The sequence below is a fragment of the Geothrix rubra genome (assembly GCF_030268065.1).
Taxonomy (GTDB): Bacteria; Acidobacteriota; Holophagae; order Holophagales; family Holophagaceae; genus Geothrix; species Geothrix rubra.
In genome coordinates this window covers 373,430-398,146 of record NZ_BSDD01000001.1, presented here as the reverse complement: position 1 = coordinate 398,146, position 24,717 = coordinate 373,430, and the positions used below count along the sequence as shown (strand labels likewise).

The 24,717-nt window shown below is 69.3% G+C and carries 24 protein-coding genes; 16 read left to right on the top strand and 8 right to left on the bottom strand.

Annotation, left to right across the window (positions count from 1 at the left end):
• Window positions 1–58 precede the first annotated feature (58 nt).
• The 3 genes from gdhA to QSJ33_RS01740 all read left to right on the top strand — a co-directional run bounded on the left by gdhA (window position 59) and on the right by QSJ33_RS01740 (window position 5,007).
• Window positions 59–1,408, top strand: coding sequence for an NADP-specific glutamate dehydrogenase (gdhA, locus tag QSJ33_RS01750; protein ID WP_285722424.1), 1,350 nt, complete (start codon window positions 59–61; stop codon window positions 1,406–1,408).
• 92 nt (window positions 1,409–1,500) lie between these two features.
• On the top strand, window positions 1,501–4,494 hold the full coding sequence (locus QSJ33_RS01745) for a PEP/pyruvate-binding domain-containing protein (protein WP_285722423.1): 2,994 nt from the start codon (window positions 1,501–1,503) through the stop codon (window positions 4,492–4,494).
• 72 nt (window positions 4,495–4,566) lie between these two features.
• Entirely contained in the window at window positions 4,567–5,007 is a 441-nt protein-coding gene (locus tag QSJ33_RS01740) for a host attachment protein (RefSeq protein WP_285722422.1), read from the top strand.
• Between the two features lie 4 nt (window positions 5,008–5,011).
• Here the strand turns inward: QSJ33_RS01740 and ruvB are convergent, their stop codons facing one another.
• Entirely contained in the window at window positions 5,012–6,031 is a 1,020-nt protein-coding gene (gene ruvB / locus QSJ33_RS01735; protein ID WP_285722421.1) for a Holliday junction branch migration DNA helicase RuvB, read from the bottom strand.
• Between the two features lie 116 nt (window positions 6,032–6,147).
• Here ruvB and QSJ33_RS01730 point away from each other — a divergent pair, with 116 nt between their 5' ends.
• Together QSJ33_RS01730 and ispF are read left to right on the top strand one after the other, a co-directional pair.
• Window positions 6,148–7,671 carry an ATP-binding protein gene (locus tag QSJ33_RS01730; protein WP_285722419.1) on the top strand — a complete coding sequence of 508 codons (1,524 nt, stop codon included), beginning with the start codon at window positions 6,148–6,150 and terminating at the stop codon, window positions 7,669–7,671.
• Window positions 7,668–8,159, top strand: coding sequence for a 2-C-methyl-D-erythritol 2,4-cyclodiphosphate synthase (ispF, locus tag QSJ33_RS01725; RefSeq protein ID WP_285722418.1), 492 nt, complete (start codon window positions 7,668–7,670; stop codon window positions 8,157–8,159). Before QSJ33_RS01730 ends, ispF begins: the two co-directional genes overlap by 4 nt.
• Here ispF and QSJ33_RS01720 read toward each other — a convergent pair.
• Window positions 8,101–9,498: a CCA tRNA nucleotidyltransferase gene (locus tag QSJ33_RS01720; protein ID WP_285722416.1), complete on the bottom strand. Its 1,398-nt coding sequence runs from the start codon at window positions 9,496–9,498 to the stop codon at window positions 8,101–8,103. The genes ispF and QSJ33_RS01720 overlap by 59 nt on opposite strands.
• Window positions 9,495–9,974 carry a GNAT family N-acetyltransferase gene (locus QSJ33_RS01715; protein WP_285722414.1) on the bottom strand — a complete coding sequence of 160 codons (480 nt, stop codon included), beginning with the start codon at window positions 9,972–9,974 and terminating at the stop codon, window positions 9,495–9,497. The genes QSJ33_RS01720 and QSJ33_RS01715 overlap by 4 nt, the downstream gene beginning before the upstream one ends.
• 153 nt (window positions 9,975–10,127) lie before the next feature.
• On the opposite strand from QSJ33_RS01715, the gene QSJ33_RS01710 reads away from it, so the two are divergent.
• The 3 genes from QSJ33_RS01710 (at window position 10,128) to QSJ33_RS01700 (ending at window position 12,587) form a co-directional block, all read left to right on the top strand.
• Window positions 10,128–10,313 carry a hypothetical protein gene (locus QSJ33_RS01710; RefSeq protein ID WP_285722413.1) on the top strand — a complete coding sequence of 62 codons (186 nt, stop codon included), beginning with the start codon at window positions 10,128–10,130 and terminating at the stop codon, window positions 10,311–10,313.
• Between the two features lie 61 nt (window positions 10,314–10,374).
• Window positions 10,375–11,316 (top strand): thiamine pyrophosphate-dependent dehydrogenase E1 component subunit alpha, encoded by a 942-nt coding sequence (locus QSJ33_RS01705; RefSeq protein WP_285722411.1) that lies wholly within the window; start codon window positions 10,375–10,377, stop codon window positions 11,314–11,316.
• A 101-nt stretch (window positions 11,317–11,417) separates the two neighbouring features.
• The gene (locus tag QSJ33_RS01700) at window positions 11,418–12,587 is read left to right on the top strand and encodes an acetate/propionate family kinase (protein WP_285722410.1); all 1,170 of its coding nucleotides are present in this window, start codon (window positions 11,418–11,420) and stop codon (window positions 12,585–12,587) included.
• Window positions 12,588–12,657: 70 nt separating this feature from the next.
• On the opposite strand, the gene QSJ33_RS01695 is transcribed toward QSJ33_RS01700, so the two are convergent.
• Both QSJ33_RS01695 and QSJ33_RS01690 read right to left on the bottom strand, forming a co-directional pair.
• A complete protein-coding gene (locus QSJ33_RS01695; protein WP_285722408.1) occupies window positions 12,658–13,062 on the bottom strand; it encodes a hypothetical protein in 405 nt (134 codons plus the stop codon).
• 143 nt (window positions 13,063–13,205) lie between these two features.
• Window positions 13,206–13,619, bottom strand: a complete 414-nt coding sequence (locus tag QSJ33_RS01690) for a hypothetical protein (protein WP_285722407.1) — start codon at window positions 13,617–13,619, stop codon at window positions 13,206–13,208.
• Window positions 13,620–13,942: 323 nt separating this feature from the next.
• On the opposite strand from QSJ33_RS01690, the gene QSJ33_RS01685 reads away from it, so the two are divergent.
• From QSJ33_RS01685 to arfB, 5 genes are all read left to right on the top strand, one after another.
• Window positions 13,943–15,163 carry an efflux RND transporter periplasmic adaptor subunit gene (locus QSJ33_RS01685; protein ID WP_285722406.1) on the top strand — a complete coding sequence of 407 codons (1,221 nt, stop codon included), beginning with the start codon at window positions 13,943–13,945 and terminating at the stop codon, window positions 15,161–15,163.
• Between the two features lie 108 nt (window positions 15,164–15,271).
• Window positions 15,272–16,021: an ABC transporter ATP-binding protein gene (locus tag QSJ33_RS01680; RefSeq protein ID WP_285722404.1), complete on the top strand. Its 750-nt coding sequence runs from the start codon at window positions 15,272–15,274 to the stop codon at window positions 16,019–16,021.
• Complete coding sequence (locus QSJ33_RS01675; protein WP_285722403.1) at window positions 16,018–17,268, top strand: ABC transporter permease; 1,251 nt, start codon at window positions 16,018–16,020, stop codon at window positions 17,266–17,268. Before QSJ33_RS01680 ends, QSJ33_RS01675 begins: the two co-directional genes overlap by 4 nt.
• Before the next feature lie 197 nt (window positions 17,269–17,465).
• A complete protein-coding gene (locus QSJ33_RS01670; protein WP_285722402.1) occupies window positions 17,466–18,686 on the top strand; it encodes an ABC transporter permease in 1,221 nt (406 codons plus the stop codon).
• 9 nt (window positions 18,687–18,695) lie between these two features.
• A complete protein-coding gene (arfB, locus tag QSJ33_RS01665; RefSeq protein ID WP_285722401.1) occupies window positions 18,696–19,121 on the top strand; it encodes an alternative ribosome rescue aminoacyl-tRNA hydrolase ArfB in 426 nt (141 codons plus the stop codon).
• Window positions 19,122–19,125: 4 nt separating this feature from the next.
• On the opposite strand, the gene QSJ33_RS01660 is transcribed toward arfB, so the two are convergent.
• The gene (locus QSJ33_RS01660; protein WP_285722400.1) at window positions 19,126–19,644 is read right to left on the bottom strand and encodes a GNAT family N-acetyltransferase; all 519 of its coding nucleotides are present in this window, start codon (window positions 19,642–19,644) and stop codon (window positions 19,126–19,128) included.
• Window positions 19,645–19,739: 95 nt separating this feature from the next.
• Between QSJ33_RS01660 and QSJ33_RS01655 the strand changes: the two genes are divergently transcribed.
• Genes QSJ33_RS01655 through QSJ33_RS01645 form a run of 3 tightly spaced genes read left to right on the top strand, consistent with a single transcriptional unit; the run spans window position 19,740 to window position 22,899 of the window.
• On the top strand, window positions 19,740–20,171 hold the full coding sequence (locus QSJ33_RS01655; protein WP_285722399.1) for a DUF6526 family protein: 432 nt from the start codon (window positions 19,740–19,742) through the stop codon (window positions 20,169–20,171).
• A 48-nt stretch (window positions 20,172–20,219) separates the two neighbouring features.
• A complete protein-coding gene (ftcD, locus tag QSJ33_RS01650; RefSeq protein WP_285722398.1) occupies window positions 20,220–22,070 on the top strand; it encodes a glutamate formimidoyltransferase in 1,851 nt (616 codons plus the stop codon).
• A 43-nt stretch (window positions 22,071–22,113) separates the two neighbouring features.
• Window positions 22,114–22,899: a PhzF family phenazine biosynthesis protein gene (locus tag QSJ33_RS01645; protein ID WP_285722396.1), complete on the top strand. Its 786-nt coding sequence runs from the start codon at window positions 22,114–22,116 to the stop codon at window positions 22,897–22,899.
• A gap of 27 nt (window positions 22,900–22,926) precedes the next feature.
• Here QSJ33_RS01645 and QSJ33_RS01640 read toward each other — a convergent pair whose 3' ends face one another.
• Both QSJ33_RS01640 and QSJ33_RS01635 read right to left on the bottom strand, forming a co-directional pair.
• Window positions 22,927–23,610 (bottom strand): DUF6445 family protein, encoded by a 684-nt coding sequence (locus QSJ33_RS01640; protein ID WP_285722394.1) that lies wholly within the window; start codon window positions 23,608–23,610, stop codon window positions 22,927–22,929.
• Window positions 23,611–23,634: 24 nt separating this feature from the next.
• A complete protein-coding gene (locus QSJ33_RS01635; protein WP_285722392.1) occupies window positions 23,635–24,690 on the bottom strand; it encodes a tartrate dehydrogenase in 1,056 nt (351 codons plus the stop codon).
• Window positions 24,691–24,717 lie beyond the last annotated feature (27 nt).

The window sequence follows — 24,717 nt, the reverse complement described above, 5'->3', positions numbered from 1 at the left end:
ACACCTCGACCGGGGTTCCCGCACCGCCCTTTCACCACCCTTCCTTCCAGGAGGAACCATGAGTCAGTACGTCAATGAGGTCCTTGAGAGCCTGAAGAAGAAGGCTCCCTGGGAGACCCTCTTCATCCAGGCGGCCACCGAAATCCTGCACTCCCTGGCTCCGGTCCTGGAGAAGGAGCCCAAGTACAAGAAGCACGCCATCCTCGAGCGGATGGTGGAGCCCGAGCGCGCCATCTCCTTCCGTGTGCCCTGGGTGGACGACAAGGGCCAGATCCGCATCAACAACGGCTGGCGCGTGCAGTTCAGCAGCGCCATCGGGCCCTACAAGGGCGGCATCCGCTTCCATCCCAACGTCACCCTCGACACCCTGAAGTTCCTGGGCTTCGAGCAGATCTTCAAGAACAGCCTCACCGGCCTGCCCATGGGCGGTGGCAAGGGCGGCTCCAACTTCGACCCCAACGGCAAGTCCGACGCCGAGGTCATGCGTTTCTGCCAGTCCTTCATGATGGAGCTCTTCCGCCACATCGGTGCCGACACGGACGTGCCGGCCGGTGACATCGGCGTGGGCGGCCGCGAAGTCGGCTACATGTTCGGGATGTACAAGAAGCTGGCCAACGAGTTCACGGGCGTGCTGACCGGCAAGGGCCAGTACTGGGGCGGCAGCCTCATCCGTCCCGAGGCCACCGGCTTCGGCGTGGTGTACTTCGCCGAGGAGGCGCTGAAGACCAAGGGCGAGTCCATCCAGGGCAAGCGGGTGGCCGTGTCCGGCTTCGGCAACGTCGCCTGGGGCGCCGTCACCAAGGCCACCCAGCTGGGCGCCAAGGTCGTCACCATCTCCGGCCCCGACGGCTACATCTACGACGCCGACGGCATCAGCGGCGAGAAGATCGCCTACATGGAGGAGATGCTCCGCATCGACCGCATGTCCGTGGCCCCCTATGCCCAGAAGTTCAAGACCGCCCAGTTCCACGCGGGCAAGCGCCCCTGGGAGCAGAAGGTGGACGTGGCCCTGCCCTGCGCCATCCAGAACGAGCTGAACCTCGACGAGGCCAAGACCCTGCTGGCCAACGGCTGCAAGGCCGTGATCGAGGGCGCCAACATGCCCAGCACCCTGGACGCCGTGGAGTTCTTCCAGGCCAACACCGACAAGATCCTCTTCTCCCCCGGCAAGGCCTCCAACGCCGGCGGCGTGGCCACCTCGGGTCTCGAGATGAGCCAGAACTCCATGCGCCTGGGCTGGACCGCGGAGGAAGTGGACGCCCGCCTGCACCAGATCATGGTCAACATCCACAAGTCCTGCGTGGACGCCGCCGCCCGCTTCGGCACCCCCGGCAACTACGTGAACGGCGCGAACATCGCCGGCTTCCTCAAGGTGGCCGACTCCATGATCGACCAGGGTCTCGTCTAACCCGGAAGGCATCCGATCACACAGAAAAGAGGGCCGCGTGCGGCCCTCTTTTCTGTGTTGGGAAGTACACTCCGGGAAAGCAAGGGGCCGGGATGCTCAGTCGCGAATTCAATCAGATCTTCGGGAAGTACAAGTCCGACAAGGAGATCTTCCACGACCTGATGCCCCTGCGCACCCGGGAGATCCTCCTGGTGGCCCCGGCCTTCGACGCCTTCACCCTGGAGCAGGACGGCCTGCTCACGGAGATCCTCTTCGAGGGCTATTACCAGCTCAACATGAGCAACCCCCCGCGGGTGACGAACGTGTCCACGGCCGAGGAGGCCCTGGAGAAGCTCGCCAGCCGGCACTTCGACATGATCATCGTCATGAGCCGCATGGGCCAGGTGGGCCACATCGAGCTCTCGCGCGCCCTCCGGAAGGCGGACACCCGCATCCCCCTGTACCTGCTCCTGAACGACAACGTGGAGGTGGGGGTCATGGACCGGCGCCGCCAGGAGCTGTTGCGGCACTACGACCAGATCTTCGTGTGGAACGGCAATCCCGAGATCTTCATGGCCATGGTCAAGTTCATGGAGGACCGGGCAAACGTGGTGAACGACACGGCCGTGGGCCTCACCCGCGTGATCCTCCTGGTGGAGGACAGCATCCGCTACTACTCGCGGTACCTGCCCATCCTCTACAGCGAGATCCTCAAGCAGACCACGCGCATGGCCAAGGACCGCAGCGTGGACGGCATGACGCGCACGCTCTCCATGCGGGTCCGGCCCAAGGTGATCCTGGCCACCTCGTACGAGGAGGCCATGGCCTTCTGCGAGCGGTTCCAGGACTACCTGCTCTGCCTCATCTCGGACCGGAAGTTCCCGAAGGACGGCCTCCTGGACCGCGAGGCCGGCACCAAGCTGATTCGTGCCGTGAAGGATCTGAACCCGCACCTCCCCACGCTGCTCCAGTCCTCGGACCCCTTCAAGGAATCCTGGGCCACGGCCCTCAACAGCTGCTTCCTGAACAAGAACTCCTTCACCCTCGGCGCCGAACTGTCGAGCTTCTTCTACGAGCACCTGGGCTTCGGGGACTTCATCTTCCGGGACGACACCGGCCGGGAGATCGCCCGCGCCACGGACATGGAGGATCTGCAGGAGAAGCTGCGCACCGTCCCGGTGGAATCCCTGGTCTACCACGCCTCGCGGAACCACTTCTCCGCCTGGATCATGGCCCGCGGCGAGGTCCAGGTGGCCAAGGTGCTCGCCTCCTTCCGGATCGAGGACTACCGCGATCCCGAGGAGATGCGCACCTTCCTCATCAGCGTCGGGGACTACGTCCAGCGCATGAAGTCCCGGGGAAAGGTGATCCCCCTGATGGAGACCACGCCGAAGGACGAGCCCAACATCCTGAGGCTGGCGCCCGGCTCCATGGGCGGCAAGGGCCGCGGCGTGGCCTTCACCCACTCGCTGCTGTCCCGCCTGGACCTGGAGAGCCTCCTGCCGGAGGCGAACATCCGCATCCCGCGCTCGGCCATCATCGGCACCGAGGAGTTCACCGCCTTCATCAACCGCCACGACCTGCGGCAGATGCTCCAGCAGGATGTGGACGACGACGCCATCAAGCAGCGGTTCCTGATGGGATCGCTCTCCCCGGAGCTGATGGCCAAGCTCCGCCTCTTCCTGGGCAAGCATGCCAAGGTGCCGCTGGCGGTTCGCTCCTCGGGGCTGCTGGAGGACAGCCTCTCCCACCCCTTCGCCGGCCTCTACAACACCTTCTTCCTCCCCAACAACCACCCGGACCTGGAAGTCCGCGTGGCCCAGCTGGTCGAGGCCGTGAAGCTGGTCTACGCCTCGGTCTACTCCAAGGCCTCCCGATCCTACTTCGAGGCCATCGACTACAAGATCGAGGAGGAGCAGATGGCCATCCTCATCCAGGAGGTGGCCGGGCGGCGCTTCGGGGACCGCTTCTACCCGCACTTCTCGGGTGTGGCCCAGTCCTTCAACTACTACCCCGTGGCCTACACCCAGCCCCAGGACGGCATCGCCAACGTCGCCGTGGGGCTCGGCAAGTACGTCGTGGAGGGCGGGAAGGCCTACCGCTTCGCCCCGCCCTATCCCGAGATGGACATGCTGCCGCCCCGGGAGCAGGTGCGGACCACCCAGAAGCGGTTCTACGCCCTGGACATGAGCCGCACGGAGGTGGATCTCTACCACGGGGAGGACGCCACCCTGCTCGACCTGGATATCCCGGAGGCGGAGAAGGATGGCGCCCTGCACCACTGCGCCTCCGTCTGGGACGCCAACGACGACCGGATCCAGGACGGCCTCGACCACCCCGGCCCGCGCATCGTGAATTTCCGGAACATCCTGAAGTACGACTCCTTCCCCCTGGCCCGCATCCTGAGCTACTCCCTGCAGCTGATCCGCGAGGCCATGGAGACCCCCGTGGAGATCGAGTTCGCCGTGAACCTGGACCCGGATCCGGAGAACGGGAAACCCACCTTCTGCCTGCTCCAGATCAAGCACCAGCTCATGGAGAGCGGGGACGTGAACCTGTCCGCCGCCGACCTCGACCCCGCCTCGGTCTTCCTCTTCTCCGAGAAGTGCGTGGGCAACGGCGTGGTGGAGGGCATCCGGGACATCGTGTGGATCGATCCCGATGGGTTCGACAAGTTCGAGACCCCCGCCCTCGCCTCCGCCCTCGAGAAGCTGAACGACACCTTCCGGGGCCAGGCCGGGAAGTACGTCCTCATCGGCCCCGGCCGCTGGGGCAGCACGGACCGCCACCTGGGCATCCCCATCGCCTGGTCCATGATCTCCTGTGCCCAGGTGATCGTGGAGTACGCCATGGAGCACTTCCAGGCCGACGCCTCCCTGGGCTCCCACTTCTTCCACAACGTGACGTCCCTGAACATCGGCTACTTCACCGTCCCCTACCCGCGGGGGACCGCCCTCCTGGACTGGGACTGGCTGCGCACCCAGCCCGAGGTTTACCGCGCGGGCTGCCTGGTGCACAGCCGCGTGGAGCAGCCGCTGCACATCGTCATGGACGGGCGGCGCAGCGCCTCCGCCATCTTCAAGCCCGGCGCCCAGCCCCGGTCCTAGCGCTCGCAGGCCCTTGGCGCGCCGGGGGCCCGGCCTACCATTGGGGGCGAAGGAATCACCCTGGAGGGGCCGATGCGGGAGACGCGGACCTGGATTCTCTTGTGCGAGGCGAGTCGCGCGCGCCTTTTCACCAACGACGGCCGGGGCCGGCTCACCGAGCATTCGGCCTATGCGCATCCGGGCTCGCGGGTCCACGGACACGACCTGGTGTCAGACCGGCCAGGCCGGCGCTCCGAGGCCCCCGGCCACCACGGCGGCCTGAGCCCCGACGCCGAACCCCGCGAGGTGGAGGCGCGCCATTTCGCCGGCAGCCTGGCCGCCCTGCTCAAGCAGGGGCTGAACAGCCACGCCTATGACGAGCTGGTCCTGGCCGCCCCGCCCCACTTCCTGGGCCTCCTCCGGAACGCCCTGGACAGCCAGGTCGCGGCCCGGATCGCCGCCACCTTCGACAAGAACCTGATCGCCCTGACCCCCCGCGAACTCGAGCAGCGGATCTACGCCCCCGCCCGGTAGCGACTCAGGAGAAGAGGCTCTTGGGTTTCCCCTGGGGCGCCACGCCCAGGTAGAGGTAGGCCGCCTCGGTGGCCTTGCGGCCCTGGGGGGTGCGGTCCAGGAAGCCCACCTGCATGAGGTAGGGCTCCACCAGGTCCTCCAGGGCGCCCTCGTCCTCCCCGAGGGCCGCGGCCAGGGTCCGCAGGCCCACGGGACCCCCGCGGTGCTTGTGGCAGAGGGCCTGGAGGTAGGCCCGGTCCAGGCCGTCCAGGCCCAGGTCATCCACCTCGTGCAGGTGGAGGCAGGCCTCGGCGGATTCGGCCGTGATGGTGCCGTCGCCCTTCACCTGGGCGTAGTCCCGGCAGCGCCGCAGGAGCCGGTTGCAGATGCGCGGCGTCCCGCGGCTGCGCCGGGCGATGGCCTCGGCGCCCTCGTCGGCGAGAGGCACCGCGAGCAGGTGGGCGGATCGTTCGGCGATGATCGTCAAATCGGCGCGGGTGTAGAACTCCAGGCGGTGGACCATGCCGAACCGGTCGTGCAGCGGCTTCGAGAGCAGTCCCGCCCGCGTGGTGGCGCCCACCAGGGTGAAGGGCCGGAGGTCCACCTTGAGGGTCTGCGCGCTGGGTCCCTGGCCGATGAGGATGTCCAGCTTGCGGTCCTCCATGGCCGAATAGAGCATCTCCTCGATGGGGGCCGAGAGCCGGTGGATCTCGTCGATGAAGAGGAACTCGCCGGCCTCCAGGTTGGTGAGGATGGCCGCCAGGTCGCCCTTCTTCTCCAGGGCCGGGGCCTGGATCACCTTGCACGACGCGCCCATTTCATTGGCCAGCACATGGGCCAGGGTGGTCTTGCCCAGGCCCGGCGGGCCGAAGAGCAGCACATGATCCAGCACCTCGCCCCGCTGCTGGGCCGCCTGCAGCGCGATCTCCAGACGCGCCTTCACCTTGGCCTGACCGATATATTCCTGCAGCCGCTGAGGCCGCAGCGAGTATTCGACAGGATCCTCCTGGGGCGCCGTGGGGTCGAGGTCGGGATGGCGGTGCATGACTCTATTCCCTCACGGGACTTCCACTTGTGTCCAGCCGGAGGCCGGATAATCTTGGGCAGCACCATCCCCTGTCCAGGCCGATCCTCCCCTCAGCACCTTCTCCGGCACGCCCCGTGATCCAGCGCTATCAGCTCCTGATCCGAGACCGCCACGGCTTCGAGCGGACGGTGCCGCTCACCCGCTCGGTGACCCTGGGGCGCCAGAGCCTCTGCGACGTGGTGCTCTCCGACAGCATGATCAGCCGCAACCACCTGCGGCTGGAGCTGCGGGACGACACCTGGTGGGCCGAGGACCTGCAGACCACCCACGGCAGCTTCTACAAGGACAAGCAGCTGGGCCGGGTGGCCTGGGAGCCCGACACCCCGCTCCGCCTGGCGGACGGGGCCTACACCCTCACCCTCCTGAGCACCTCCCAGACCAGCTCGGAACTGCACCTCCAGGCCATCCTGGAGACCGCCCAGCTCCTGGCCCAGGAGGTGGACCTGGAGGACCTGCTGGAACAGTCCCTGGATCGCCTGCTGGCCATCTCCGGCACGGACCGGGGCTTCCTCATGCTCCTCGAGGACGGCGAGCTGCAGACCCGGGTCCAGCGCAACCTGGGCCATGAGCTCGAGGGCGCCATCCACCTCTCGCTCTCCAGCGTCCGGTCGGTCTTCGAGACCGGGGATCCCATCTGGATCCTCAATGTCGCCGACGACCACCACCTCTCCAACCAGCAGTCCATCATGCGCCTGGAGCTCAAGACCATCCTCTGCCTGCCCCTGGTCCTGCAGGGGCGCCGCATCGGCGTGGTCTACCTCGACAGCCGCCGGCCCATCATCGAGCCCCCGGACCGGGAGACCTTCGAGGCCATCGTCGCCCTCTGCGCCATCGCCATCGAGCGCACCCGGCTCTCGGAGGAGAACCTCCGCAGCCAGGTGCTGGCCACGGTGGGCCAGGTGTCCAGCTCCATCGTCCACGACTTCAAGAACGGCCTGTTCGTGCTGCGGGGCCATGCCGACCTGCTGGGGCTGTCCACCAACGACCACAAGATCCGCCACCACTGCCAGAAGATCCTGGAGTGCGTGGACCGGCTCACCCACCTCAGCCAGGATGTCCTGGACTACGCCAAGGTCCGGGAGCCCCACCGGGTCGCCATGGACCTCAAGCCCTTCCTGGAGGCCATCCTGGAGCCCATGGTGCCCCGGGCCGCGGAGCTGGGGGTGTCCCTCCGGGCCGAGGGCGGCCCCTGCCGGGTCGCGCTGGATCCCGCTCGCTTCACCCGGGTCGTCGAGAACCTGCTCACCAACGCCCTCGACGCCATGACGGACATGTCCGGCGAGGTGCTCGTCTCCTGGAACCGGGTCACCAGCGGCGTCCAGATCTCCGTCCGGGACAACGGCAAGGGCATCCCCAAGCGCCTCCAGAAGCGGATCTTCGAGCCCTTCTTCAGCCATGGGAAGAAGAAGGGCACCGGCCTCGGCATGGCCACGGTGAAGAAGATCATCGAGGAGCACGGCGGCACCCTGGAGTTCATGAGCGAGGAGGGCAAGGGCACCGACATCCTCATCGTCCTGCCCGACCACGAGGGCGGCGGCCGGACGGCCGTGGACGAGTCCACCGGCAAGCACCGTGCCCTGGACCCGGAGTCCCCATGATCGCCTTCCGGGTCGGCCAGGGCTTCGATGTGCACCGGTTTTCCGCCCCCGAGGAGGGCCGCCGGCTGGTGCTCATGGGCTGCGACATCCCCCACGACCGGGGCCTGGCCGGACACAGCGACGCGGATGTGATGCTCCACGCCCTCATGGACGCCCTGCTGGGAGCCGCGGGGCTCGGCGACATCGGCCAGCACTTCCCGGACACGGATCCGGCCTACCGGGGCGCCGATTCCGCCGTCCTGCTGGCCCGCGTCATGGGCGACCTGGCCGAGCGCGGCTGGCGCGTGGTCAATGCGGACGTCTGCCTCATCGGTGAGCGGCCGAAGGTGGGGCCGCACCGCGAGCGGATGCGCCAGCGCGTCGCGCCCCTGCTCGGCCTTCCCGAGGAGGCCCTCAACGTGAAGGCCACCACCACGGAGAAGCTGGGCTTCACGGGCCGGGGCGAGGGCCTCGCCGCCCAGGCGGTGGTGCTGCTCCAGCGGGGCTAGCAAGCCATCCGCGGGCGAGGGGCTCCAGCCGATCCGGGGTGTTCAGCGCCGGATCCTCCAGCACCGCCTCGAGCAATTGGGCCTGCAGGGCGCCCAGCCAGGGCCCGCCCGTCCGGCCCGCCAGCGCCATCAGGGCCGCCCCGTCCAGGGCCAGATCCCGGGCCGCAAGGGGGGGGCGGGCCGCCGCCAGGGCCTCCAGTCGCGCCACCACCGCCGCGTGGCGCGGTTCGCGTTCGGGATCGTCGATGCCCTTCGCCTGCTGGTCCGCCAGACGGAAGGCCGCCCAGCGGTCGAGGGCCAGCCCGTCCTCCGCCAGCCGCTTGAGGAGCCGCCGGCAGGCCGCGTCGCCCCAGCCGGGCTCCGGATGCACCCCATGGTGCCGGACCAGGGCCAGCACCTCCTTCGTCAACGCGTGTCCGGCCTTCAGGCGGCCGAGAATGGCGCCCGCAAGTTCCAGGGAGCGGTCCTCGTGCCCGTAGAAGTGGACCTCCCCGCCCGCCTCCGTCCGCGTCCCCGGCTTGCCCGCATCGTGGAGCAGGGCCGCCCAACGCAGCGCCGGATCGGGCGGGGCGAGGCGCACCACCTCCAGGGTGTGGTCCCACACCTCGAAGCGGTGGTGGCGGTTCTGCCCGCAGCCCTTCATGGGGCCCAGCTCGGGCAGCCAGAGCTCCAGCAGGCCGCTCCCGCAGAGGTGCTCCAGGCCGGTCCCCGGGTGGTTCCCGGTGAGCAGCTTGGTCAGCTCCACGAGGACCCGCTCCACGGCCACCTTCCGAGCCACCCCGAGGCGGGCCGGGATGGCTGCCAGGGTGGCCGCCTCGATGCGGAACCCCAGCTGGGCGGCGAAACGGCAGGCCCGCAGGGGGCGGAGTCCATCCTCGGCGAATCGCCGGAGGGGATCCCCCACGGCGCGGATGACCCCCTCCCGCAGGTCCGCCTGGCCGCCGTGGGGGTCCACCAGCCCGCTGCCGTCCAGGGGCTGGGCCATGGCATTGATGGTGAAATCCCGCCGGGCCAGGTCCTCCGCCAGGCTCACGCCCAGGCGCACCGACTCGGGCCGCCGGCCGTCCAGGTAGTCACCGTCGCTCCGGAAGGTGGTGATCTCCACAGGCTCGTCATCCAGGATCACGGTGACGGTGCCGTGCTGAAGGCCGGTGGGGATCACCCGGAGTCCCGCCGTCCGGGCCCTGGCCATGACCGCCTCCGGCAGCAGGGCGGTGGCGAGATCCCAGTCCGCATGGGGTCTCCCCAGCAGCTCGTCCCGCACCGCGCCGCCCACCAGGGCCAGCTGCGCATCCGGCCCCAGGGCGGCCTGCAGGCGGAGGAGCCGGGGCGGGATCATGCGTCCTGGGCGAGCCGCCGGAGCGCCTCTCCCTCCACGCGGCAGGTCAGCCAGGGTCGCATCACCTGCGCGCCGTGGGCCTCGTAGAACTCGATGGCCGGCGTGTTCCAGTCCAGCACCTGCCAGACGAACCGGGTCCAGCCCTCCTTCAGGGCCAGGGCCGCGAGGTGCTTCAGCAGGGCCTTGCCGATGCCGCGGCCGCGGAACGCGGGCCGCACGAAGAGATCCTCGAGGTAGATGCCGGGCTTCCCCTCCCAGGTGCTGAAGTTCAGGAACCAGAGGGCGAAGCCGGCGGGCTGGCCGTCCCACTCGGCCATCACCACGTGCACGAGGGGATGGTCCGAGAAGGCATGCCGGTGGAGGTCCTCCAGGGTGGCCACGGCCGCTTCCGGCTCCCGCTCGTACTCCGCCAGTTCCCGGATGTACTGGAGGATCAGGGGCGCATCGATGGGACTGGCGGGCCGGAGCGTGAGCATGGGTCCATTCAACCCTGGATCACCCTGGTTCCGCGAGGGTTTATCAGCCAACCCCCGGGTTCTCAATGGCATCCGTTCAGGACCACTCATGTCGGGGCCCAGGGGGGCCGATAGGATGGCTGTGGGGATGTGCATCCCGCCGCAGGAGGGCCCGTGGCCACGATCCAGCCGACGTCGAATGCGGCCTACATTCCACCGGTGAAACCCGCCGCGACGGCGCAGAAGCCAGCCCCGCGCGCGGAGGAGACCCGTGAGCCGGCGCGGGAGGCCCAGCGCGAGGCCAGGAACCCCGCGGCGGAAGGCTCCGAAGTGGGCGGCCGCCTCGACGTGACCGCCTGACCGGCACCCCGACCCCCTTTCCGGTTGCCCCCGCCCCCGTCCGTGGGGAATGATCCTTCCCATGGATCAATCGACCGCCCTGCGCCTGCACGAGGCCATGCTGCTGACGCGGCTGACGGAGGAGCGGCTGGTGAAGCTGTTCCGCCAGGGGAAGACCCTCGGCAGCGTGTACCGCAGCCTCGGCCAGGAGGCCACCGCCTGCGCCACGGCCCTGGCCCTGGGCCCCGAGGACATGGTCGCCCCCCTCATTCGCAACCTGGGCTCCATGCTCGTGCGGGGCGTCCGGCCCGAGGAGGTCTTCCTCCAGTACCTGGGTCGGGCCACCAGCCCCACCGGAGGCCGGGACCACAACAACCACTTCGGGGGCATCGAGCGGGGCATCGTCGCCACCACCTCCATGCTGGGCGCCCTGATCCCCGTCATGGCCGGGGTGGCCCTGTCCTTCCGCCAGCGGGGTGAGCGCCGGGTGGCCATGACCTGGATCGGAGACGGCGGCAGCTCCACCGGAGCCTTCTATGAGGGGCTGAACTTTGCCGTGGTCCAGCGGCTGCCCCTCATCGTGGTGGGCGAGGCCAACGGCTTCGCCTTCTCGACGCCGCCGGAGCGCCAGATGGCCGGCCGGATGTCCGCCCGGGCCCAGGGTGCCTTCACCCTCACGGTGGACGGCAATGATGCCGCCGCGGTCTACGCCGCCGCCGCCCAGGCCCGGCAGGTCTGCCTCGACGGCAAGGGTCCCGTGTTCCTGGTGTGCGAGACCTTCCGCCTCTCCGGGCACGCCGAGCACGACGACCAGCGCTACGTGGACCCCGCCCTCCTGGAGACCTGGCGAGAGAAGGACCCTCTGCCCCGCTTCGAGGCCTGGATGGCCCAGCGCCGCTGGTCCCCGGATCCGGGTCTCCATGAGCGGCTGGTCGCGGACCTGGCCGCCGCGGGCGAACGGGCCCTGGCCGCCCCCTGGCCGGATCCCTCGACCCTCGAGGACGGCGTCTTCGCCCGTCCCTGACCGCCGGGACCCGGATGGGCCTGGAACACGATGGCACCATCCACAATGAAACGCCGGTCACGTACCAAGCTGTCTAGACTGGCTCCACCGTGGGGGACTCCGTGCTTGTTCTCGTGCTCAATGCCGGCTCATCGAGCCTCAAGTTCAACCTGTTCGACATGGGGAAGGAACTTTCCCTGGCCGAGGGCATGGTCGAGCGCATCGGCCTCCCCGAGGCCAACCTCGCCTGCACCATCGAGGGCGAGCGTCACCGGGAGAGCCTGCCCATCCCGTCCCACCGGGAGGCCCTGGAGGCCATCCTGGAGCGCCTGAAGACCACCGTCCTGCACGAGACCCCCATCCATGCCGTGGGACACCGGGTGGTGCACGGCGGCCCCAAGTACGGGGACTCGGTGCTGGTCACCGAGGAAGTGGTCAGGGACGTCGAGACCTTCGCGATGTACGCCCCGCTGCACAATCCCGCGAATGCCCTGGGGATCCGCACGGCCATGGCCGCCTTCCCGGACGTGCCCCACGTGGCGGTGTTCGACACGGCGTTCCACCACAACATCCCCGACCACGCCCGGACCTATGGCATCCCCTACGAGCTGAGCCAGAAGTACGGCATCCGCCGCTACGGCTTCCACGGCACCAGCCACGCCTTCGTCGCCGCCCGCACGGCCATCCTGCTCTGCCGTCCCCTCCGGTCGCTGAAGATCATCACCTGCCACATCGGCAACGGCACCAGCATCTGCGCCGTGAACAACGGCAAGAGCGTGGACACCAGCATGGGCATGACCCCGCTGCAGGGCGTCATCATGGGCACCCGCTGCGGGACCATCGATCCCAGCGTGGTCGAGATGCTGATGGAATACGAGCACCTCGACTACACCGCCATCACCGACCTGCTCAACAAGAAGTCGGGCCTGCTGGGCATCTCCGGGGTCTCCTCGGATTTCCGGGAGATCGAGCTCGCCGCGGACAAGGGCAATGACCGCGCCCGGCTGGCCCGGGACCTCCTGACCTACGACGTGCGCAAGTTCATCGGGTCCTACGCGACCGTCCTGGACGGGGTGGACGCCATCACCTTCACCGCCGGGATCGGCACCCACAGCACCTACGTCCGCGCCAAGGTCTGCAGCAAGCTCGGCTTCCTCGGCGTGAAGCTCGATCCCGAGGCGAACGAGCACGGCACCGGAGAGCGCATCATCAGCACCCCGGACTCGCGGGTGACCGTGACGGTGGTGCCCACCAACGAGGAGCTGATGATCGCCCGCGAAACGGTGCGCTGACCCTTCGGACAAGGGAGCGGCCCCCGGGGGAAACCCCCGGGGGCCGCTCTGGGTACGGAGCCGGCATGAATCAGCGCCCGCCCCGGCGGCCGGAATCCGCCCGGGCCCGGTCCCGGGTCCTGGATTCCTGTCGTTGCTGCGTCTGGGCCTGGAGCTTGTCCCGGGTCTGGGTGCGCTCACGGGCCTGGGTCTTCGTCTGAGTCTGGGCCTGCTCCCTGGCCTGGGTCTTCGTCTGGCTCTGTTCCTTGGCCTGGGTCGAAGCCCCCGTCTTGTCCCGGAGCTTGTCCTTGTCCTGCAGCTTGTCCTTGTCGCGGAGCTGGTCCTTGTCCCGGTCGCGGAGCTTGTCCTTGTCCTGCAGCTGATCCTTCGTCAGGTCGCGGGTGCGGTCCCGGTCCTGCGAAGGCGTGGAGCCCTGGGCCAGCCCTGCCACCAGCAGCGCAGCGGCGAGTCCCAGCGGCCAACGATGGCGTGTCATGGTGGCCTCCCTCCTGTGGGGATCCGGAACGCTCCGGATCCGCCCCAAGAGAGGGGCCCTGGAGGGCGCGGTTGACGCCTCCCGGCAAAAAAAGCAGGGGACGATTCCGTCCCCTGACATCTGCCCGGATGATCGTCAGGCCGTCACTTCCCGTGGTTCTCCATGCGCTCGCCACGGCGTTCCTTGCGCTCACCCTTCCGTTCGTTGCGGGCGCCCCGGCGCTCCTGCCGCTCGCCCTTGCGCTCCTGGGCCGATCCGACGGCCTCCCGGCGCTCCCCCCGCTTCTCCAGGGACTCGCCGGCCTTGGTCTTGCCCTGGGCCTCGAGGGCCTCGCCGCGCTTCTCCATGCGGGCGCCCTGGCGCTCCTTGCGCTCGCCCTGGCGGTCGTTCCGGGCGCCGCGGCGCTCCTGGCGCTCCCCCTTCGCCTCCTGGCGCTCCCCGCGGCGCTCGACCTGCTGGCCGGTGGGCGGGGGAGGCACGGGGGCCTGGGCCATGAGGGAGGCGCCGATGAGGCCAACGGCCACGAGTAGGGCCACGCGCTTCGGGGTGGTGAGCATGTCTGTCTCCTGGGCGGCTCTGCCGCGGAAGGGGAATCGTCCCGCTGCCCCCCATGCGGGGCCCATGCCAATCTCCCGCGGGTCAGGCCCCCTCGGGATCGCGAAAAAGGTTGAAGGCGCCGCGCGTGGAAAGTTGACACATCCGGGTGGCGGAAAGCCACAGCCGGGGGCCCATTCCCCGGTCCGGGCGCGGCCTTCGCCGGTCCAGTCCCGCCACAGGCCGGAAACCCGCCAGCGATGCCTCTAAACGGCGCCATGTTGTCGTCCGTAGGTTCATCAGTCCATCCGGCCGATCCGGTTTCTTTTCCATTCAGGGGTCTCCCATGCAGAAGCGTTGGATGTTCGTCTCCGTGGGCGCGGTCGCCCTGGCGGCCGGCATGTTCTTCGTCCTCCGGGGAGGGGACGGATCCGGGAAGCGATCCGAGGCCAGCACCCCCTTCCGCCTGGGCAAGGTGCAGGCGGAGGACCTGCAGGTGAGCGTCCGCGAGGTGGGCGTGGTGGATCCCCTGACCAAGGTGGACGTGAAGTCCACGGTCTCGGGGCGCATCGTGGGCCTCAAGGTCCGCGAGGGTGCCGTGGTCCGCCGGGGCGAGGTCCTCGCCGAAGTGGAACCCGACGTGAACCAGGCCCAGACGCTCTCCGACGTGCAGGGCAGCGTGTCCCAGGCCCGCGTCAGCTTCAGGAACGCCGAACGCGACTTCACCCAGCAGAGCGAGCTGTTCAAGGCCGGCCTCATCTCGGACCAGGCCTACCGCAACGCGAAGACCACCCGCGACCTGGCCGAGGAGACCTACAAGGCGGCCCAGACCCGATACCAGATTGTGGAGGACCGGGGGATCCCCATCAGCGGGAATGCCTCCACCCAGCTGGCCCGCATCACGGCGCCCATGGATGGCGTCGTCATCAAGAAGGGCGTGGAGCTGGGGGACACCATCACTTCCGGCGTGAGCAGCTTCAACGCCGGCACCGTCGTGTTCACCGTCGCCGACCTCAAGTCGCTCATCGTGAAGGTGAACCTCAACGAAGTGGACATCGCCAAGGTGAAGGTGGGCCAGCCCGTCCGCATCAGCCTGGACGCCTATCCCCAGAAGGCCTTCACCGGCCGGGTCCGTTTCGTGGCCCCGGCGGCGGACCTCGTGGAGAAGATCAAGGTCTTCAAGGTGGAGGTGGCCCTGGATGAGCTGGCGGACGCCTTCCGCACGGGCATGAGCGCCAACGTGGAGATCCTGGGCGAGAAGCGCGACAAGGCCGTCAGCGTGCCCCTGGAGGCCCTGCAGCGCCGCGACGGGCAGACGGTGGTCTACCGGCTCCGGGAGAAGCTCACGCCCCAGGAGCTGGCCCGGGCCAGGGAAGGCCTCAGCGGCCGCGCCAAGTTCATCTGGCTCTCCGACCACTGGAAGGACTACTTCGACGTCGTGCCCGTGAGGGCCGGCATCGCCACCCTCGAGCGCGTGGAGGTCCTCTCCGGCCTCAAGCCCGGCGAGCAGGTCTGCCTCGAGGATCCCAGCCGGAAGAAGGTCGAGAAGGACGACGAGAACAATTGATCAAGCTTCAGTCTTCAGTCTTCAGTCCTCAGTGGAACCACCCGCATTCCGGCTTCCACCGGAGACTGAAGGCTCAGGACTGAGGACTGGCGAGCGGAGGGAGCCACCATGTCCACCATCATCCGGACCCAGGGCCTCACCAAGGTCTACGGCGCGAACGGGACCGCCGTGCACGCGCTGCGGGGCATCGACTTCGCCGTGGAGAAAGGCGAGTTCGTGGCCCTCATCGGGCCCTCGGGTTCCGGCAAGTCCACCCTGATGGCCATCCTCGGCTGCCTGGACGCTCCCACCGCGGGCACCTACGAGCTGGACGGCCATGCGGTCCACGGCCTCTCCGGGGGCGAACTGGCGCGGATCCGGAACGGGAAGATCGGCTTCGTGTTCCAGAGCTACAACCTCCTCCCCAAGGCCAGCATCCTCCGAAACGTCGAGCTGCCCATGCTCTACGCCGGCCTGGGCCGGAGGGAGCGCCGGGAGCGGGCCCTGGCCCTGCTGGAGAAGGTGGGCATCGCCGACAAGGCCGACAAGCTGCCCGCCGCCCTCTCCGGAGGCCAGAAGCAGCGCGTGGCCGTGGCCCGCGCCCTGGCCAACGAGCCGGCCCTCCTCCTGGCCGACGAGCCCACGGGCGCCCTCGACTCCCGCACCGGGGCCGAGGTGCTGGACCTCTTCCGGGAGCTCCACGCCCAGGGCCACACGCTGCTGCTGGTGACCCACGACCCCTCCATCGCCGCCCAGGCCGAGCGACGGGTGGAGATCAGGGACGGCAAAGTCGTGATGGGTGGCGTAGCAGAGGACCCGACGTCCTCTGCGCAGCCGGGCGCCCATCCGGCTGCGCATCACATCGGGGTGGGTCGATGACTTCCTCGGGCGCCTTCCGCGAGCGGCTGCTCGAGGCCTGGATGGAGATCCGGGAGAACCTCGGGCGCGCCAGCCTGCAGGCCCTCGGCGTGCTCCTGGGCGTGGCTTCCGTGCTGGGCGGCTTCTCCATCTCCGACAGCCAGCGCCAGCGGGCCGAACAGCTCTACGTGCGCCTGGGCGGCCTGGACAAGCTGAACGTCCAGCCCCGGGCCACCGTGCGGGACGGCCAGGCCACAGCCCTCCAGCAGGCCAACCTGGGCCTCCGGGACGAGGATGCGACGGACGGGGACGCCCTCAGGCCCGATGCCATCCAGGGCGTGAGCAGCCAGAAGAACGCCCGCTCCCGGGTGGTGTCCGGCTTCGCGGACCAGGACCGGCCCGTCACGGGCATCGGTGGGGACTTCATCCCCGCGAACGGCTATGCGGTGGAGGCCGGCCGGGGCTTCTCCGCCTCGGAGCTGGAGGCTGGCGCGCCGGTGGCGATCCTCGGCACGGAGGCCGCAGCCACCTTCTTCCCCTCCGGCTCACCCCTGGGGCAGGTCCTGCGCATCGGCGAGGTGCCCGTGACCGTCATCGGCACCTTCCAGGAGCGGGTCTTCCGCTTCCGGGAGGACCAGCGCAACATCTTCCGCTGGCGCAACCGCATCATCGCGGTCCCGGCGAACCTGGTGCAGCGGCGCATGAACGGCGACGCCTACCGCAGGGTGGACCGGATCACCTTCCGCATCCCCGACCTGAAGGTGATGGCCGCCTTCTCGAAGCAGCTCCAGGATGTGGTCACGGCCAACCACCGCCTCCAGGACGACTTCCGGCTGGACGACGTCCAGGCCCGGATCCGCCGGCAGAACAGCCAGGGGGACGTCTACGACCTGATCTTCCTGCTTTCCGGGGTGCTCGCCCTGGTGGGCGGGGGCATCGTCAACGTGAACATCCAGATGGCCTCCCTCAAGGAGCGCGTCCGCGAAGTGGGGGTGAAGATGGCCCTCGGCGCCTCCGGGCGGGAGATCTTCAAGGGCTTCATGACGGAGGCCCTGCTGCTCACGGCCCTTGGCGCCCTGGCCGGGCTGGTGCTCGGCGTGGGCTTCTCCTGGACCATCACCCGGAGCCTCGGCGTCCCCCTGGCCATGACGCCCGCGAGTTTCATCTGGGCCTACGTCATGGCCTCCCTCTCCGGCTTCCTGTTCGCCCTCTACCCCGCCTGGAAGGCCAGCCGGCTGTCTCCGATGGAGGCCCTGCGTTATGAATAGCCTCCTCTCCCCTTCCTGCGTGATTCGCCCCCTGCGGGGCCCCGCGCCGAAGGCGACATCAAGTCGCCTGCTGTGCGACCCGCATGGTCGCGAGGAGGCCCTGCGCTATGAGTGACGAAGCCGTCCTCCGGGCCCCGGGCCCTTCGCTCCTCGACCGGGAATCCCCGGCGCCCCGCCCGAGGTCTCGGGGATTCTCCATGGCCATGGTCCTGGAAGTCGTCCGCACAGGCCTCGTGGAGCTCTGGGCCCACAAGCTCCGGAGCATCCTCACCCTGACCCTCCTGATGTTGGGGGTCTTCGCCCTGGTGGTGATGACGTCCGTGCTGGACGGCGTCATGGACAAGATCGGCACCGGCTTCGCGGGCATGAGCTGGGACGGCACCGTCCGCATCGCCCCGAAGTCGCCGGAGACCTCGGAGGAGCGGGCCCGTTTCGCCATGAGCCCCGGCCTGCGCTACGAGGACCTGGGCCGACTCACCACCCCCAACGCCAGGGTGCTGGCCTTCCTCCCCCGCGCCCAGAAGCAGGTCAGCGTGCGCATCACGGGCGACACGGAGCGCACCTGGGTGATCGGGGTGACGCCGGGCTACGCCGCCTGGATGAACCGGCCCATTGGCCTGGGCCGCGGCCTCACGGAGGACGATGCGCGGCGGCGGTCCACCGTGGCGGTGGTGGGGGCGACCCTGGGTTCCAAGCTCTTCGGCGGAGCCGACCCCGTGGGCCGCGACCTGGTGGTGGAGGGCGTGCCCTTCCGCATCGTGGGCGTCCAGGCCCCCGGCCAGATCTTCAACGACGAGAACTACTACGACGCCAACGGCCTCCTGATCCCCCTGGAGACCTACATGGACCGCATGGATCCCGCCCACAAGCTGGCCCAGCTGACCGTGAAGCTCCGCCGCACCGGCGACATGGGCGAAGTCTCCGCCATGCTCCTGGGACGCACGCGGCAGGCCCATCACGGCATCGAGGATGTGGAGATCGTGGACCTCGACGCCGAGGCCGCCCGGGCCTACCAGAACTTCCTCCAGCAGATGCACGGATGGACCGTGGTGCTCATGAGCCTCGCCGGCACCGTGCTCCTGGTGGGCGGCGTGGGCGTGCTCTCCGTGATGCTCATCAGCTTCAGCGACCGCCGCTTCGAGATCGGCCTGCGCAAGGCCCTGGGGGCCTCTGACCACGAGATCCTCATCCAGTTCCTGCTGGAGGCGCTCGTGCTGGCCGCCATCGGCTCGCTGCTGGGGACGGTCACGGGGGCCCTGCTGTGCCGGGCCCTCTCCGCCAGCTTCCCCTACGGGCTGGTGGTGAATCCCTTCGGCCTCGTCCTGGCCTGGATCGTGGCCCTCGGCCTGGCCCTGGTCTTCGGGCTCTACCCTGCCCTCCGGGCCTCCCGGCTGTCCCCCATGGAGGCCATGCGCTAGCCTCAGGGGATGGCCGATCCCATCCTCGTCAACGAGCAGGTCCGCATCCCCGGCGACGCCATCCGATTCAAGGCGGTGCGGGCCGGGGGCCCCGGCGGGCAGAACGTGAACAAGGTGGCTTCGAAAGTGGAGCTGCGCATCGACCTGGACCGCATCGAGGGCCTGCCGGAGGACGCCCTCGCCCGCCTGCGGGAGGCCCAGCGGAACCGTCTGGACGCCGAGGGCCTCTGGATCGTCGTCAGCGACCTCACCCGCGATCAGCTCAAGAACCTCGAGGACGCCCGCGAGAAGGCCGCCGTGGGCATCCGGCAGGCCCTCGTGCGGCCCCGGAAGCGGACCGCCACCCGCCCCACCCGGGCCTCCAAGGAGCGCCGCCTGGAGGGCAAGAAGCGCGATGCCGAGCGCAAGCGGAACCGCCGGGGCGGGCTGGATTGACCCGCTAGATCCGCAGGCGGAACCCGAAGACCGGCAGTTCCCCCTGCAGGAAGTCCAGGTCCGGCGAGCGCTCGAAGCCCAGCCTTTCGTACATGCCCCAGGCGACCTTCATGGCCTCGGTGCTGTGGAGGATGACCTGGCCGTGCCCCTCCTCCTTCGCGAAATCGATGCACCGCTGGACCAGGGCCTTGCCGACGCCCATGCCCCGGGCGTCGGGGCCCACCGCGAGCAGCCGGAAGCCGGAGGCATCCCGTTCCCCGGTCGCGCTGCCCCCGGAACCGTACTGGGCCATGTCGGAGAAGTGGACCACGCCGCCCAGGATCCTGCCTTCCGCGACGGCCACCAGGAGCTTCGCGCCCGGCTTCTCCGCCATCCGGCCGATGTGGGTCAGCAGGTCGTAGTACCTCGGCTGCTCCTCCGGGCCCGGAAAGCCCACCAGGCCCGCATACACCGCCACCATCAGGCGCCCCAGCTCGTCGAACTCGTCGTGCCTCGCCTCGCGAATCAGGAAACCGACGCCCATCGGGGAGCCCTCCATCCCCGACGATAGGCGATCCCCTCCGCTTGGAACAGGCCGCGCCCACTGCCATACTCGGCCTCCCCGCCCAGGAGCCGTCCATGTCCCAGCCCCAGACCTACGCGAACCACCGCCGTTTCGACCCCCTCTTCCACTTCGTCCTGCTGCCGTTCTTCCTGGTGACCGCGGGGGCTGCCATCCGGCACCTGTACAGAGCGCCCAGCCTGATCAACGCCTGGGTGATGCTGGTGGGCGTCGCCCTGGTGCTGCTGACCCTCCTCGTGCGCGGCTATGCCCTCAAGGTGCAGGACCGGCTCATCCGCCAGGAGGAGCAGCTCCGCATGGAACGGCTGCTCCCTTCGGACCTGAAGGCCCGGATCGCGGAGTTGACGGTCCGTCAATGCGTGGGCCTCCGCTTCGCCTCGGATGCCGAACTGGCCGACCGGGTCCGGGAGGCCCTGGCAGAACAGCTGAACGACGAGGGCATTAAGAAGCGCATCCAGGTCTGGCGGCCCGACACCTTCCGGGTGTGACCGGAGGCCCGCCGCGGATCGGCTAGACTTTCCGGGCATGGAGGGATCATGGCCCGGAAGCTGGTGGAGTGCGTGCCGAACATCTCGGAGGGCCGGGATGCCGCGAAGATCAGGCAGGTGACGGAGGCCATCGCCGCTGTCCCCGGCGTGTCGCTGCTTGACGTCGATCCCGGTGCCGACACGAACCGCACGGTCATCACCTTCGTGGGCGAGCCCGAGGCCGTCCTGGAGGGCGCCTTCCGCTGCATCGCCGAGGCCGCGAAGGTCATCGACATGCGCCTGCACAAGGGCGCCCACCCCCGCATGGGCGCCACGGACGTGGTGCCCTTCGTGCCCGTCGAGGGCGTCACCATGGAGGACTGCGCGGAACTGGCCCGCCGCCTGGGCGCGAGGGTCGGGGAGGAGCTGGGCATCCCCGTCTACCTCTACGAAGCCGCCGCCAGCCGCCCCGAGCGCCGCAACCTGGCCGAGGTGCGCCGCGGTGAATACGAGGGCCTGGAGAAGAAGCTCGGGAACCCCGAGTGGAAGCCCGATTTCGGCCCGGCAGCCTTCCACGCCCAGGCCGGGGCGACCATCATCGGCGCCCGGGAGTTCCTGGTGGCCTACAACGTGACCTTGAACTCGAACGACAAGGCCCACGCCACGGACATCGCCTTCGAGCTGCGCGAGAAGGGCCGCGTGGCCCGGCGGGGCCGCGTGAAGCCCTACTACCAGGCGGGCGAGCTGATCTTCTACGCCGAGGGCTCCTTCCCCTGCGGCAACTGCGACTTCACCGGCGCCACCTTCCAGGAGACGGTGGACCACTGCGCCGCCGCCCACGGCTACGACCTGCCGGCCCTCATGCGCCTGAACGACGTGGATCCCGCGAATCCCGTGGGCCAGAAGGTCCGGCGCCGAGGCACCTTCAGCCACTGCAAAGCCATCGGCTGGTACGTGGACACCTACCGCCGCGCCCAGATCAGCATCAACCTCACGGACTACAAGCAGACCGCGCCCCACGTGGTGCTGGAGGAGGCCCGCCGCCTCGCGGCCGAACGCGGGCTGGTGGTCACCGGCAGCGAGATCGTGGGCCTGGTGCCCTACCAGTGCCTGCTGGCTTCGGGGAAGCACTACCTCCGGGCCATGGGCAAGTCCACGGGCGTGCCGGCCGCGGACCTCATCCAGTCCGCCGTGTTCTCCATGGGCCTCGGGGACGTGGCGCCCTTCGAGGCGGAGAAGAAGGTCCTGGGCCTGCCCACCTACGATCCGAAAGCCCTCGTCTCCATGCAGGTCCACGCCTTCGCCGACGAGGTCAGCCGCGACACGCCGGCCCCCGGCGGCGGCTCCATCGCGGCCCTGGCGGGCAGCCTGGGCGCGGCCCTGGCCAGCATGGTGGCCAACCTGGCCCAGGGCGGTCCCGATGCGGAGAAGGATGCGAAGCTCATCGCCCTGGCCGAGCGGGCCCAAGTCCTCAAGGACCAGCTGATGGCGGCCGTGGACGACGACACCAACGCCTTCAACGCCTTCATGGACGCCCGCCGCCTGCCGGACGGCTCGCCCGACGAGAAGGTCCGCCGCCAGGCCGCCATGCAGGCCGGCCTGAAGATCGCCATCGACGTGCCCCTGGCCACGGCCAAGGCCAGCCTGGCCGCCCTGGAGCTGGCCGGCGAGGCCGCCCGTCTGGGCAAGGTGGCCTCCATCACCGACGCGGCCGTGGGCGCCCAGATGGCCCATGCCGGCGTACGCGGCGGCATCTGGAACGTCATCATCAACCTCAAGGACATCACCGACTCCGCCTACGTGGCCGACATGCAGGCCCAGTGCGCCGGGCTGCTGGAGCAGTCCACGGCGAAGCTGGCCGAGATCACCGGCTTCATCGACCAGAAGCTCGTGGACCGCCTCCAGAAGGCGAAGAAGTAACCAGGTCCTCCGCCAGGCTGCGGCCTTCAAGAGGCTGTCCCCCATGCCCACGCCCCTGTTCCAGGTCGACGCCTTCACCACCCGCAGGTTCGCGGGGAATCCCGCGGCGGTCATGCTGCTGGCCGACTTCCCCGCGGACTCGGTACTGCAGGCCATCGCCGCCGAGAACAATCTCGCCGAGACGGCCTTCCTGGTCCCCGAAGGCCGCGACTACCGGCTTCGCTGGTTCACCCCCACCGTCGAGGTTCCCCTCTGCGGCCACGCCACGTTGGCCAGCGCAGCGGTGGTCATGGAACGTCTGGAGCCCGGGCGTCGCCGGGTCATCTTCCACACCGCCAGCGGTCCCCTGGCGGTGGATCGCACCGACACCGGCTACCTGATGGACTTCCCGGCCCGGCGCCCCGAGCCTGTCCCCGTGCCCCCGGGCATGGCCGAAGCGCTGGGGGCGGATCCCCTCGAGGTTGTCGCCGACACCTTCAACTACCTCGCCCTGCTGGAGAACGCGCAGATCGTGCGCGGCCTTGTTCCCGATCTTGCCGCGATCGCCCGCCTGGACCGCAGCGGGGTGATCGTGACCGCGCCGGGGGAAGGCGACTACGACTTCATCAGCCGCTACTTCGCCCCGGCGAAGGGCATCCCTGAGGATCCCGTAACCGGCGGTGCCCACTGCGCCTTGGCGCCCTATTGGGCCGGGCGGCTGGGTCGGGCAACCCTCCGGGCCTTCCAGGCCTCCCAGCGCGGCGGAGAGATCACGTGCCGCCTGGCCGGTGATCGCGTGGAACTGGAGGGCGCCTGCGTCTTCTACCTGGAAGGCGAAGCGGATATCTGAGACCAACCCGGGCCACTCGCCTGGCGGCTACACCGCCATCCAGAAGAACACCGCGGTCATGCGGCGGTCCTTGGGCTCGGTGCCGAAGTAGGCGGTGGCGGAGTGGACCAGGTCGGCGCGGTAGAGCAGCATGCGGTTGAAGACGTTGGGGATGGCCACTTCCGGCTGCCAGGCCTGGAGGGGGAGCTTGCCCACGCCCAGGGCGTCCCGCAGGTTGACGTGGGGGGCGGGACAGAGGTTGCCGCTCAGCGTCCCGTCCGGGTAGCGCAGCCGGTAGAAGGTGGTGCCCGCGCTGGCAGGCGCCTTCGGCGAGAGGTAGATGACCGCGGCGAAGCGGCAGAGCGCCCGCGAATCGGTGTGGGGTCGCGGCCCGGACTCGGAGGCCGACACCAGCTGGATCACGTTGTGGTTGAGGGTGGCACCCTGGGGGTCCGTCTCCTTCCACAGCCGCCGGGCCCCCGTGAGGGCGCGGACCCGGGCCTCCACGGCGGCCAACTCCTCCGGGAGCAGGGCCCCGGGGGACCGCATGCCGGGCCAGGTCTCGTTCCGGTAGGGCAGGCCCAATTCCCACTCCGTGCGGGCCAGGCTCCGCGCCACCACCTCCTGCGCATTGGGCAGGATGTCGTCCACGATCCAGTAGTCACGGCCTTGCTGGGGCTTCCGGTAGGGCAGCGAGGGACGGCGCGGGCCACCGAAAGTGGGAACGGGCATGAAGGCTCCGGGGGAACCTCCAGGTTACACCCCCTGGGCGATGGCCTTCCCCACGTCTTCTGTCGAGGCCGTGCCGCCCATGTCCGGCGTGCGGGGTCCCGAGGCCAGCACGGTCTCGATGGCCGCCAGGACCGCCTGTCCAGCTTCGGGACAGCCGAGGTGCTCCAGCATCATGGCTCCGGCCCAGATCTGGCCCACGGGGTTGGCGATGCCCTTGCCGAAGATGTCCGGCGCGGAGCCGTGGACGGGCTCGAACATGGAGGGGAATTCCCGTTCCGGGTTCAGGTTCGCGCTGGGCGCGATGGCGATGGTGCCCGTGCAGCCCGGCCCCAGGTCCGAGAGGATGTCCCCGAAGAGGTTGGAGCCCACCACGACGTCGAACCAGTGGGGGTTGCGCACGAAATGGGCCGTGAGGATGTCGATGTGGTACTGGTCGGTGCGCACTTCCGGGTAGGCGGCGCCCATGGCTTTGAACCGCTCGTCCCAGTAGGGCATGGTGATGGCGATGCCGTTGGACTTGGTGGCCGAGGTCAGGTGCTGCTTCGGACGGCGCTGGGCCATGTCGAAGGCGTACTTCAGGATCCGGTCCACGCCATGCCGGGTGAACACGCTCTGCTGCACGGCCATCTCGAATTCCGTGCCCTCGTAGAGGCGCCCGCCGATGGAGGAGTACTCGCCCTCGTTGTTCTCCCGCACCACCACGAAGTCGATGTCGCCGGGCTTCCGGTCGGCCAGGGGGCACTTCACGCCGGGCATGAGGCGCACGGGGCGCACGTTGGCATACTGCTGGAACCCCCGCCGGATGGGGATCAGCAGGCCCCAGAGCGAGACGTGGTCAGGCACGCCCGGAAACCCCACGGCTCCCAGGAAGATGGCGTCGTGGTGCCGGATGCGGTCCAGGCCGTCCTCGGGCATCATGCGGCCCTCAGCCAGGAAGTACTCGCAGCTCCACGGGAGCAGGTCCCACTGGAAGGTCAGCCCGAACTTCCGGCCGGCGGCCTCCAGCACCCGGATGCCCTCCGGCACCACCTCCTTGCCGATCCCGTCGCCGGGGATGACCGCGATCCGGAACGTCTTCATGGGGCCTCCTGCGGGAGAGATGGCTTC